Origin of the sequence: Amycolatopsis thailandensis (assembly GCF_042723255.1) — a bacterium.
Lineage (GTDB): Bacteria > Actinomycetota > Actinomycetes > Mycobacteriales > Pseudonocardiaceae > Amycolatopsis > Amycolatopsis thailandensis.
Map to the genome: position 1 here is coordinate 12,576 of NZ_JBHXJK010000038.1, position 12,197 is coordinate 24,772.

Consider the following 12,197-nt stretch of genomic DNA (forward strand, 5'->3'; position numbering starts at 1 on the left):
AAGAGCCGATAAAAGTCGATCTTAACGGCCCTGGAGCACCCACCGCCTAGACCTGTCGCATGATCTTCATCGGAAAGAGCGCGGCCGTGGGACTGGGCGGGTCCGTTTTGGTCTCGCTCGGCGCGTTCGGGGCAGGGGCGACACTGCGGAACGGTCCCGCGCTGTCCGGGAACGGCCGGATGCTCGCCACCGCTGTGCTGTACCTCGGCCTCGTCCTGATGCTGGCTGCTTGGGTCCGGTTAGGACGGTCGGCGAGCGCACGCGAGGTCGTGCGGGCGGCCTGGCTGTGGTGCGTCCCGCTGCTGTGCGCGCCACCATTGTTCAGCACCGATCTGTACACCTATCTCGCGCAGGGCGCGGTGGCGCACGCCGGCCTCGACCCGTACACGCACGTTCCCGCCGACGTTCCCGGTCCGATCGCCGGCAACGCCGCGGGCGGCTGGTCGTTCATCTCTTCGCCGTACGGGCCGTTGCACATCCTGATCGTGAAGAGCGTGCTCACCGTCACCGGTGAGAACCTGGTGCTCAGCGCTTTCTTGACCCGACTGGCGATGGTCGCCGGTCTGGCCTTGCTCTGTGGCGCGTTGCCCGTCCTGTGCCGGTTTCTCGGTGCCCGGCCGGAACGAGCGTTGTGGCTGACGGTGGCGAATCCGCTGATGGTGCTCTGCGTGGTTTCCGGCGGGCACAACGATTTGCTGATGGTCGGACTGCTCGCGGCCGGTACGGCGCTCGTGCTCACCCGGGCGCCTTGGACCGGGTTCGCCTTGGTCGCGCTGGCCGCCGCGGTGAAGATCCCCGCGGCCGTGGCATTGCCGTTCCTGGTGTGGGTGTGGGCACGGCGGTCAGGTGGGCGTGGCTTCTTCCGCGCCTTGGTGACGGCAGTGTCCATTGTGGTCTGTACGTTCGGCCTCTGTACTGTCGCCGCCGGGGTCGACCTCGGCTGGATCCGTGCGCTGAGCGGGAATTCGTGGCTGGAACCCTGGCTGTCGATCCCGACCGCACTCGGGAAGATCATGCGGGCGGCGCTGCCCGGTTTCGCGGACGCCGTCGCGGTGTGCCGGATCGCGGGCTGGGCCGTCCTCGCCGTTCTGGTGACGTGGCTGTGGTGGCGTTCGCGGGCGGGTGGCGGTGCGGCGGTCCGCGGCGCGGCGGTGGCGTTGCTGGCGGCGGCGCTGCTGACGCCGGTGGCGTTCCCCTGGTACTTCACCTGGCCGTTGGCGCTCGGGGCGGCGGTCGCGTGGCGGGGCTGGTGCGTGGCTGTCGCGGCCGCCGCCTCGACTTGGCTCGTGGTGAGCACCCATCCCGACGGGACGACCCTATTGCCGCCATGGGGATTCGGGGTGCTGCTGGTGGTCTCCGCGGGTGTCGGTGTGCTGACCGCGCGGGCCACTCCTTCTCCGCCGGCTGGCGCCCCGAATGTGGCATTGGGGACACTCAATGTCCCCAATGCCACATTCGGGGCACCGGAAGCTCGTCAGAGCGGGTTGTGAGCTCCCAGCGGCGCGGTGCAGAACGGCCCGCCGACGTACTCCGCCGCGACCCCGGTCGGAGCGGGCAGGTCCGCCAGCTGGTCGGCGTAGGTTTCCGCGTTGTCGAGCGACTTGTAGCCCAGCTCCTCGGCTTCGGCGAGCGAGTAGTTCCGGCGCGTGTTGTCGGAGACGCCCCAGATCAGCCGGTAGCCGGGGGAGGGGTAGCTCAGGCAGGCTTCGAACAGGCGGGCGCCGTCGTCGGGGGAGAGCCAGGTCGTCAGCCCGCGCGGGCCGAGGACGATCGGGCTTTCGAAGCACGAGCCGATCCGGATGACGATCACGTCCATGCCGAACCGCGAGTGGTACAGGCTGCCGAGCGCTTCGATGGCCGCCTTGCTGACGCCGTAGTAGGTGTCGGGCCTGGGCGTGGAATCGGCGGGGAGACCGTTCTCGCCCGCTTCGTCGTTGCGGCGGAAACCGACGGAATGGTTGCTGGAGGCCAGGATCACGCGCGGCACGCCGGCCGCCCGCGCGGCTTCGAGGACGGTGTGGGTGCCGTTGATGTTGACGTCGAGTGTGGCTTCCCACGAGTTCTCGCGGCTGTGCCCCCCGAGGTGGATCACCGCGTCGACGCCCGCGCAGGCCTTCGCCATCGCCTCCGGGTCGGTCACCGACGCGGTGATCAGCTCGACGTCCTCGCCGCCTGCGGCCTCGGGCTGCGCGGCGAGGTCGAGCAGCCGCAGCACTCGGCCGGAACGGCGCAGCCTCGACCGCATCAGGGTGCCGACGATGCCCGCCGAGCCGGTGATCAGGACGCGCTGGTCTGCCATGTGAACCCCTTGTCAGTTAAGGAAAGTGCGAGACGATCAGCGGATGCCGGCGCGGCGCAGTTGCTGGCCGAGCTCCGCGGTGATTTCGGCGAGGAGCTCGCCGACGCGCTGGGCGTCGGCGTCGGTGACTTCGGTGACCGGCATGGAGCAGCTGATCGCGTCCGTGCCGGGGATGCGGTACGGGATCACGGCCGCGACGCACCGGACGCCGAGGCTGCCTTCCTCGATTTCCGCCGCATAGCCGCGTTCGCGGGTCTTCGCGCATTCGGCGTGCAGCGCTTCGGCCGAGGTGATGGTGTTCGGGGTCAGCGCCGACAGCTCTCCGGTCAGGAGCCCGTCGATCTCGTCGTGCGTCAGTTCGGCGAGCAAGGCCTTCCCCAGCGCGGTCGCGTGAGTGGGCAGCGTGCGGCCGACGCGGGACACCAGATGCGTCGAGTGCCGTGACTCGCGTGTCTCCAGGTAGACGACGTCGGTGCCCTCGCGGCGCGCGAAGTGCGCGGTGAAGCCGGTCTTCTCCCGGATCCGCTCCAGCGCCTCGGTCGCGTACGGGACGACCGGGTCGCGGTCCAGGTATGCCGTGCCGCAGATCAGCGCGCGGACGCCGAGCCGGTAGCGGGCGGTGTTGGTGTCGACTTCCAGCCAGCCCGCTTCGAGCAGTGTGCGGAGCAGGCCGTGCAGGCTCGACCTGGGGAAACCGGTCCGGGCGTGGAGATCCGACAGGGAGAGCCACACGTCGTTCGCGGCGAAGGTCTCGATGAGATCGATCGCCCGCCGGGCGGATTTGACCCCGGCGGGTTCGGGAGCGGCGGAGACGCCGTTCTCCACCGTGACAGCGGGGGCTTCCTGCTGTGGCATCCGCACTCCTCCAACCGGCCGTTGACTTGTGACCCTGGCCATATTAGCGTCCCGAACAGCGTTCTTATGGATGAACATAATCACTATAACAGACTCCGTTCATGGATGTGAACAGGTCGGGCTGGACCTTCGTGAACGCGGAAAGGAGTCAGCGGTGCATTTGCTGGACTGGATCATGGTGTCCGCGTATTTCGTGCTGATGGTGGTGATCGGGCTGTGGTCGCACAGCCGGGTCAACACGGTCAGCGACTTCTTCACCGCCGGCGGGAAGATGCCGTGGTGGCTGGCCGGGATCTCCCACCACATGTCCGGCTACAGCGCGGTCCTCTTCGTCGCGTACGCGGGCGTCGCCTACACGGACGGCATCACCGTCTACTTCTGGGGAATGGCCAGCATCGGTATCGGCGTCGGCATCGGCAGCTGGCTGTTCGCCTCGCGGTGGAACCGCCTGCGCTCGAAGCTCGGCGTCGCCTCGCCGCTCGAATACCTGGCGAAGCGCTTCAACGTGCCCACGCAGCAGGCGCTGGCCTGGAGTGGCAGCCTCCTGAAGATCTTCGACATCGCGGCGAAGTGGTTCGCGGTCGCGACGATCCTCAACGTCTTCGCGGGCGTGCCCTACACCTGGGGCATCATCATCACCGGCTCGATCACGCTGATCTACTGCACCGTCGGCGGTCTCTGGGCCGACGCGCTCACCGACTTCGGCCAGTTCGTCATCCAGGCCATCGCGGCGATCGTGATGCTGTGGGTCGTGCTGGACAAGCTCGGCGGCGTCTCCGGCCTGTGGACCGTGTGGGGGGACCTCCCGCCCGCCCACCTCAACCCGACCACGTCGAAGTTCACCACCGTGGTGTTGCTCGTCTACGTGCTGGTGAAGACGCTGGAGTACAACGGCGGTATGTGGAACCTGGCGCAGCGCTACATGGCCGCGCCGAACACCTACGAAGCCCGTCGCGGCGCGCGGCTCTCCTCGATCCTGTACCTGGTGTGGCCGCTGGTGATGATGTTCCCGATGTTCGCCGCCCCGCTGCTGATCCCGAACATCTCCAACCCCAACAACGCCTACGCGATCATGACCACGACGTTCCTCCCGCCGGGGCTGGTCGGGCTGGTGCTGGCCGGGATCTTCTCGCACACCATGGCGATGGTGTCCTCCGACGCCAACGCGATCTCCGCGGTCATCACCCGCGACATGATGCCGGTGCTGTGGAAGAAGGCCCGCAGCTTCACCGAATCGCAGGGGCTGCTCGCCGCACGGATCTCGACGGTGATCTTCGTCGTGCTGACCATGGCGGTGGCCACGCAGGCCGAGAAACTCGGCGGTGTGCTCGGTATCGTGGTGCTGTGGGTCGCGGCGCTGATGGGCCCCATCTCGGTACCGCTGCTGCTCGGCATGCTCCCGGCGTTCCGCCGCTCGGGCTCCCGCGCCGCGCTGATCTCGTGGGCGGGCGGTCTCGTCGCCTACGCGATCGCCTACTACGGCTACAACGCCACCCTCGCGGTCACGGTGTCCACCCCGATCCTGGTCTCACTGGCGCTGTTCATCGGGCTCGGCTACCTCATGCCCGAGCGCAAGGCCTCCACCGACGAGATCATCGACACCATCGACCGCGACGACGACCTCACCCCCCGCAAGTCGCAGGACGGCACCACCGTGCCCGCCTGACCGGGACCCGAACCCGGGATCAACCGATAAGAACGAAAGAGAAATCCATGGCACAGACCAAGATCGAGCTCGACGGCCTGCTGGCGTTCCCCCTGACCCCCTTCACCGAGGGGCTGGAACTCAACCTCGACGCGTTCGCGGAAACCGTCGAGAGCCACGTGGCCGCCGGGGCCGGCGCGCTGTTCGTCGCCTGCGGTACGGGCGAATTCAGCTCGCTGTCCCCGGACGAGCACGCAGCGATCCTGCGCAAGGCTCGTGAGGTCGTCGCCGGACGGGTGCCGGTGTGGGTCGGGGCCGGCGGCGGTGCCGCGACGGCCCGTGCCGGGATCGCGGCGGCGGAGGCGGGCGGCGCGGACGGCGTCCTCCTCCTGCCGCCGTACCTGGTGACCGGCCCGCCGTCCGGGCTGGTCGACCACGTCCGGTACGCCGTCGGGGATTCCTCGATCCCGGTGATCGTGTACCACCGTTCCACCGGCGTGTTCACCCCGGACTCCGCCGTCGAACTCCTCGGCATCCCGACGGTGGTCGGTCTCAAGGACGGCTTCGGCGACGTCGAGCTGATGAGCCGGATCATCACCTCGATCCGCTCGGTCGACACCGACCGCGCCCGGGACTTCCTGTTCTTCAACGGTCTTCCCACGGCCGAGGTCTCCGCTCGGGCCTACGCCGCGGTCGGCGTGGCGCGCTACTCCTCGGCCGTGCACTGCTTCGCCCCCGAGATCGCGGCCCGCTTCCACCGCGCGCTCGCGGAGAAGGACGACGTCGTCATGGAGGCGCTGCTCGCCGGGTTCTACCTGCCGCTCGTGGCGCTGCGGGACGAGGGACAGGGCTTCGCCGTGTCGCTGGTCAAGGCCGCCGCGCGGCTGCGCGGGGACAAGGTCGGCTCGGTCCGGCCGCCACTGGTCGAGCCGACCGCCGACCAGGTCGCCCGCCTGGAGAAGATCGTCGACGACGGATTCGCCGTCCTCAAGTCCGTCGAGGCCGGTGCCTGAAGATGAAGGTTCTCGACGTCGTCCTGACCCCGGTCGCCTTCGCCGACCCGCCGCTGCTCAACGCGATGGGGGTGCACGAGCCCTTCGCGCTACGCGGTGTCGTCCAGCTGATTTGCGAGGACGGAGTGGTCGGCCTCGGCGAGTCCTACGGTGACCTCGCGTTCCTGGAGCAGGTCCGGAAGGTGCTGCCGGAACTCAAGGGGCACGACGTGTTCGACCTGCCCGGCCTCCGCCGGAAGGTCGCCACGACGCTGGGCGAGGTCGTCTTCGCCGACGCGCACGGTCTCACCGGCGGCTTCTCCGTCAGCAAGACCGTGGCCAGCGTGTACTCGCTGTTCGAGGTGGCCGCGCTCGACGCGCAGGGCCACTACCTCGGCAGGCCGGTGGTGGATCTGCTCGGCGGCAAGGCGCGCGACGCCGTCGACTTCTCCGCCTACCTGTTCTACAAGTTCGGCGCCCACCTCGGCGCCGAGGAGGACTCGTGGGGCGAGGTGACCACGCCGGAGGCGCTCGTCGGTGAGGCACGGCGGATGGTCGACGAGTACGGCTTCCGCTCCATCAAGCTCAAGGGCGGTGCGTTCGACCCCGAGCAGGAGATGGCCGGGATCCGCGCGCTCGCCGAGGCGTTCCCGGGCCACCCGCTCCGCATCGACCCGAACGCGGCGTGGACCGTCGAAACCGGGATCCGGGTCGCCGAGGAGCTCGACGGTGTCCTGGAGTACCTCGAAGACCCGACGCCGGGTATCGAGGGCATGGCGCGGGTCGCGGAGAAGGCGAACATGCCGCTGGCCACGAACATGTGCGTCGTGCGCTTCGCGGACATCGAGCCCGCCTTCCGGCAGCGGGCGGTCGGGGTAATACTTTCGGACCATCATTACTGGGGTGGTCTGCGGGACACCCAGGCCCTTTCCATCACGGCGGAATGCTTCGACGTGGGCCTTTCCATGCATTCGAACAGTCATCTCGGGATCAGCCTGGCCGCTATGGTGCACGTGGCCGCGGCGACGCCGCACCTGACCTACGCCTGCGACACCCACTGGCCGTGGAAGACGGCCGACGTCATCGCCCCGGGTGCGCTGGAGTTCGTCGACGGTGCGGTCGCGGTGCCCGACAAGCCGGGGCTGGGGGTCGAGCTCGACCCCGACGCGCTGGCGCGGGCCCATGAAGAATATGTCCGCAGTGGACAGACCAAACGGGATGACGTGACCTATATGCGGAAGTTCGTCGGAAACTTCGAACCGAACACAGCACGGTGGTGACGGGGTGAAGGTCACCGGATACGCCTATCCCTGGGACGTCGTCGACGATCCCGGGTTCGTCGAGCGCGTACGGGAACTCGGCGTCGACGAGGTCGCCGTCGCCGTTTCGTACCACAGCGCCCGCGCGGCGACGCCCTGGTCGCCGGAGCGCACTTCGGTCGTCGCGCGCCACGCGGCGCTGTACCGGCCGGTGCGCGACGAGGCCTGGGGTGAGCTGAAGCCCGCCGAGCCGGACTGGGTCGAAAGCCGCGACAGCGCGGGCGACGCCGTCGGGGCGCTGAACGAGGCGGGGATCCCGGCCGCGGCGTGGATCGTGCTGACCCACAATTCGCAGCTGGGCATCCGGTTCCCGGACTACACCGTGCGGAACTGCTTCGGCGAGCGGTACCCGTGGGCGCTGTGCCCCGGCCAGCCCGCGGTGCGCGAGTACGCGGCGAACGTGACGGCGGAGAGCCTCGCCGGGCTCGATTTCGCCACGGTCATCCTCGAAGCCTGCGGTCCGCTCGGCGCCGTTCACCAGCACCAGCACGAGAAGACCGACGGCGTCTGGTCGCCCGCGGTGGCGCGGCTGCTGTCGATCTGCTGCTGCGACGCCTGTCTCGACGCGTGGGCCGCGGCCGGTCAGGACCCGGCGAAGGCGCTGGGCAAGCTGCGGGCCGAGGTCCGGCGGCTGATCGACAGCGGCGACCTCCGCGCGACCGAGGACAAGATCCTGCCCACCCTGCGGCAGGTCCTGCTCGACACCCGCCAGAACGCGACCGACGCGCTCCGGCGCGAGGTGCTCGCGAAGATCCCGTCCGGGCCCCGGATCGTGCTGCACGGCGCGATGGACCCGTGGGTCACCGGCGCGCTGCCGGGGCTGACGCCGTCGGCCCCGGCCGACGTCGACGCGGTGGTGCTGCAGAACTGGGCACCCGGTCACCCCAGCGTGGGTGCCGTCGCGACGGCGCGGGCGAAGCTGCCGGAGAAGGTCGCCGTCGGCAGCTACATCACCGCGGTGGCCGCGAGCCCGGTTCCCGACATCGAGGCCTACACCCTCGAACTCGGCAAGGCGGGCGCCACCGAACTGCACCTGTACCACCTCGGCCTCGCCGGCCCGGGGCGCTGGGCGGATCTCATCGCCGCCGTCAGCGCCGCGCAAGAACTCTAGGAGAATCACGAAATCATGAGCCAGGCAACGGATCCCGCCACGCTCGAACAGATCCTCGCGGCCGCCGCCGATGCGGCAGGCACGACGGCGGCCGCGACCCCAGCCCAGCGCGCCGCCTGGCTGAACGCCGCGGCGGACGCCCTCGACGCGGCCGCCGACGAGCTGATCGCGCTGGCCAACCAGGAGACGCATCTCCCGGCCGCCCCGCGGTTGCAGGGCGAGCTGAAGCGCACGACGTTCCAGCTGCGCCTCTTCGGCGAGGTGCTGGCCGACGGCTCGTTCCTCGGCGCCACCGTCGACCACGCGGACGCCGCGTGGCCGATGGGACCGCGTCCGGACATCCGCCGGCTGCTCGCCCCGATCGGACCGGTGCTGGTGTTCGCCGCCAGCAACTTCCCGTTCGCGTTCAGCGTCGCGGGCGGGGACACCGCGTCGGCGCTGGCCGCCGGTTGCCCCGTCGTGCTCAAGGCGCACTCGGGTCACCCGGAGCTGTCCGCCCGCACCGGTGAGGTCCTGCGCGAGGCGCTGGTCAAGGCCGGTGCGCCGGAAGGGATCTTCGCGGTCGTCTACGGCCAGCAGACCGGCGTCACCGCGCTGAAGGACCCGCGGATCCAGGCGGCGTCGTTCACCGGTTCGGTGCCGGGCGGGCGGGCGCTCTTCGACATCGCCACCTCGCGGCCGTCGCCGATCCCGTTCTACGGCGAGCTCGGCAGCGTCAACCCCGTCGTCGTCACCCAGTCTGCGATCGACGCGCGTGGTGAGGCGATCGCGAAGGCGTACGCGGGTTCGTTCACCCTCGGCGCCGGGCAGTTCTGCACCAAACCGGGGCTGCTTTTCCTGCCCGAGGGCCACGGCCTGGAGGACACGCTGCGCGAGGCCGTCGCGGCGATCCCGGCACAGCCGATGCTCAACGAGCGCATCGCGGCCGGTTTCGCCGACGGGCTGGCGAAGCTGAGCGAGGTCGACGGCGTCGAGGTGCTGTCGGAATCCGGCGGCACGGAAGGGATCTCGCACGGCGCGACCCTGCTCGCCACCACCGCCAAGGACTTCCTCGCCGACGGCGACACGGTCCGCGAGGAGTGTTTCGGCCCGGCGTCGCTGATCGTCACTTACACCGACCAGGCCGAGCTGATCAGCCTGCTCGGCGTGATGGAACCCGGGCTCACCGCGACCATCCAGGGCGAAGAGTCCGATGTGGACTGGATCCGCCCGGTCCTCCCGTCGCTGACCCGCGTCGCCGGCCGTCTGTTGTGGAACGACTGGCCGACCGGCGTCACCGTCACGTGGGCACAGGAACACGGTGGTCCCTACCCGGCGACCACCGCGCCGACCAGCACCTCGGTCGGCACCGCCGCGATCGAGCGGTTCCTGCGACCGATCGCCTGGCAGGGCTTCCCCGACGCGCTGCTGCCGGAACCGTTGCAGGAGAACAACCCGTGGGGCCTGCCGCGCAGGACCGACGGGAAACGCTAGAAAGCTCGTGAGTGGTAAGGACGGTTCTAACCGTCCTTACCACTCACGAGGCCCCACCACCCGCCGCCGCCCTGGTTACCGTCTTTCGACCCCTCTTGGGAGGCTCTGTCATGCCCGGATTCGGTTACGTCGACAGGAGAACGGCGCTGCGGGGAGGCGCGGCGGCGGCTGCTTCGGTGGCTCTCGCGACGGCTCTCGCCAGCCCTTCGTCAGCCCAAGCGTCGGGGACGGGCGGCATGTCCTCGATCGTCGCCGGTTACCGTGAACTCCAGACCGGGATCGACCGGCCGTCGGCGGAACGTACCGCCGCGCTGGCGAACCTGGATCGGGTCGCGAAGTCCTACCACGACAGCATGACGGTGGGCGACGGTCCACTGTGGAAGGACCTCCCGCTCGGCCCGGGCAGCGACTTCACGACGTCGATGTACGCCCGGCTCCGCGCGATCGCGGTCAACTGGGGCACTCCGGGCGGCACGCTGGCGGGCGACGCGGGCGTGCTCACCCGGATCAAGGGCGCGCTGGAACTGCTGTACACCAGCGATCAGTACAGCGAGAAGACCGCCGAGATCGGCAACTGGTACACCTACGAGATCGGCGTCCCGCTCTACCTGCTGCACGTCCTCGCGACCGTCGCCGACGAGCTGACCCGGGACGAACTCGCCAAGTACCTCAAGCCGGTGCTGAAGTTCTCCGGGAACCCGAACCTCCGCACGAACAACCCGAGCGTCGTCGAGACCGGCGCCAACCGCGCGGACAAGTCGACGATCTCCATCGTCTCCGGCGCGATCCTCGGCGACGCCGAACGGATCAAACGCGGCGTCGGAGCGTTCACCGACGTCGAGGGCGGGGGAGCGGCGAGCGTCATCGCCAAGCTCCACCGCGCCGCCGGTGACGGCTTCCACACCGACGGCTCCTTCCTCCAGCACGATTCGGTGCCGTATCCCGGGCACTACGGGATCATCCTGCTCACCGCCCTCGCTTCCGCCATCCACGTCACCAAGGGCACGGAGTTCGAACTGCCCGCCGACGTCCGCGAGGCGGCGTACGCGCTGGTCTCCGACACGTTCGCGCCGTTCGTCCACGCGGGCGCGCTGATGGAGTCGGTCCGCGGCCGGTTCCTTTCCCGGCAAGGGGAATCCGCGCACGACATCGGACACCAGCTCACCGGGGCGGTCGTGCTGCTGGCGCGGTCGGCGAGCGGGGAACGCGAGAAGGAACTCGGCGGGCTCGCCGCGAAGTGGATCACCGAGGACACCTTCGCGCCGTACCTGAAGATCCCGGACCCCGAGCGGTTCGCGCCTGGCCCCGACCTCGTCGGAATCCCCGGCATCGAGTTCGCGCAGGAGCTGCTGGCGACCGGGACCCGTCCGGCGCGGACGGTCGCGGCGCACCGGGTGTTCGGCCAGCAGGACCGGATGGTGCACGTCACCGAGGGCTGGTCGGCCTCGCTCGGCGTCGCCTCGACGCGGATCTCGCGGTACGAGTCGATCAACTCGATGAACCTGCACGGCTGGCACGTCGGCGACGGCGCGCTGTACCTGTTCCTGCCCACGGCCAAAGGACATTTCACCGACGCCTACTGGCCGACCGTCGATCCGCGGCTGCTGCCGGGCACGACCACCAAGAGCGGACCGCCTCCCAAACTGGAGTCGGTCCCGTTGACCGGCAAGGATCACTGCGGCGGTGTCCGCTGGGACGCGCGGCACGGCGCGCACGCCCTCGACTTCGTCTCGCAGGACGGCACGCTGACCGCGAAGAAGTCGTGGTTCTTCACGGCGTCCGGTGTGGTGTGCCTCGGCGCAGGGATCACCGATTCCTCCGGCGAACGGATCCGGACCACCATCGAGAACCGCAACCTCGGCGAGAACGGCTCGGGTGCCCTGCTCGCCGACGGCCACCTCGTCGGCGGTTCGGAGTCCTTGCGGCGCAAGCGATGGCTGCATCTGGAGAAGGTCGGCGGCTATGTCCTGCTCGACGACGCGGAGGTGACCGCGCTGCGCGAGGACCGGACGGGGACCTGGCGCGACGTCGACAAGGGCGCCAACACCAAGGGCACCACGGTGCCCTACACCCGGCGCTATCAAAAGCTGGTGATCGAGCACGGGGCCGCCCCTTCGGGCGCGAGCTACGCCTACGCCGTGCTGCCCACCGCGTCGGTGCTGGAGACGATCGCCTCGGCCTGGTCGTGGCGCGTGCGGTCCAACACCGCGACCGCGCAGGCCGTCCGGCTGTGGGACGCGACGTTGCTCGCGAACTTCTTCGCCGCCGGTTCGGTCGACGAGGTGTCGGTGTCCGGACCCGCGTCGGTGGCGCTGGGACGGAAGGGGAACGGCTGGCAGCTGGCCGTTTCGGACCCGACGCAGCGGCAGGACGTCCTGCGCGTGACCGTGCGGCGGAAGACCGTCGAGGTGCCCGTGAAGGACACGTTCGGCGCGACCCAGGTGATCCGCATTTAGAGGACTAAATGCATGGCCGGTAGCGGGCCATTTAGGTCAGGATCTGG

Annotated in this window: 9 protein-coding genes; 7 read left to right on the forward strand and 2 right to left on the reverse strand. The window is 69.6% G+C overall.

Annotated features, from left to right (window positions below):
- Nucleotides 1-59 precede the first annotated feature (59 nt).
- Nucleotides 60-1,490 (forward strand): polyprenol phosphomannose-dependent alpha 1,6 mannosyltransferase MptB, encoded by a 1,431-nt coding sequence (mptB, locus tag ACFWMR_RS17375; protein ID WP_378379058.1) that lies wholly within the window; start codon nt 60-62, stop codon nt 1,488-1,490.
- Here mptB and ACFWMR_RS17380 read toward each other — a convergent pair.
- Together ACFWMR_RS17380 and ACFWMR_RS17385 are read right to left on the reverse strand one after the other, a co-directional pair.
- On the reverse strand, nt 1,475-2,299 hold the full coding sequence (locus ACFWMR_RS17380) for an NAD-dependent epimerase/dehydratase family protein (RefSeq protein ID WP_378379059.1): 825 nt from the start codon (nt 2,297-2,299) through the stop codon (nt 1,475-1,477). The genes mptB and ACFWMR_RS17380 overlap by 16 nt on opposite strands.
- Nucleotides 2,300-2,335: 36 nt before the next feature.
- Entirely contained in the window at nt 2,336-3,154 is an 819-nt protein-coding gene (locus ACFWMR_RS17385) for an IclR family transcriptional regulator (protein WP_378278675.1), read from the reverse strand.
- Nucleotides 3,155-3,308: 154 nt separating this feature from the next.
- Between ACFWMR_RS17385 and ACFWMR_RS17390 the strand changes: the two genes are divergently transcribed.
- The 6 genes from ACFWMR_RS17390 to ACFWMR_RS17415 all read left to right on the forward strand — a co-directional run bounded on the left by ACFWMR_RS17390 (nt 3,309) and on the right by ACFWMR_RS17415 (nt 12,150).
- Nucleotides 3,309-4,820 (forward strand): sodium:solute symporter family protein, encoded by a 1,512-nt coding sequence (locus ACFWMR_RS17390; RefSeq protein ID WP_378278674.1) that lies wholly within the window; start codon nt 3,309-3,311, stop codon nt 4,818-4,820.
- Between the two features lie 47 nt (nt 4,821-4,867).
- Nucleotides 4,868-5,812, forward strand: coding sequence for a 5-dehydro-4-deoxyglucarate dehydratase (locus tag ACFWMR_RS17395; protein ID WP_378379060.1), 945 nt, complete (start codon nt 4,868-4,870; stop codon nt 5,810-5,812).
- Between the two features lie 2 nt (nt 5,813-5,814).
- Nucleotides 5,815-7,071 (forward strand): glucarate dehydratase family protein, encoded by a 1,257-nt coding sequence (locus ACFWMR_RS17400; protein WP_378379061.1) that lies wholly within the window; start codon nt 5,815-5,817, stop codon nt 7,069-7,071.
- Between the two features lie 4 nt (nt 7,072-7,075).
- A complete protein-coding gene (locus ACFWMR_RS17405; RefSeq protein WP_378379062.1) occupies nt 7,076-8,221 on the forward strand; it encodes a hypothetical protein in 1,146 nt (381 codons plus the stop codon).
- A 15-nt stretch (nt 8,222-8,236) separates the two neighbouring features.
- A complete protein-coding gene (locus ACFWMR_RS17410) occupies nt 8,237-9,694 on the forward strand; it encodes an aldehyde dehydrogenase (NADP(+)) (protein ID WP_378379063.1) in 1,458 nt (485 codons plus the stop codon).
- A 110-nt stretch (nt 9,695-9,804) separates the two neighbouring features.
- Nucleotides 9,805-12,150 carry a polysaccharide lyase 8 family protein gene (locus tag ACFWMR_RS17415; RefSeq protein WP_378379064.1) on the forward strand — a complete coding sequence of 782 codons (2,346 nt, stop codon included), beginning with the start codon at nt 9,805-9,807 and terminating at the stop codon, nt 12,148-12,150.
- The last annotated feature ends 47 nt before the right edge of the window (nt 12,151-12,197 follow it).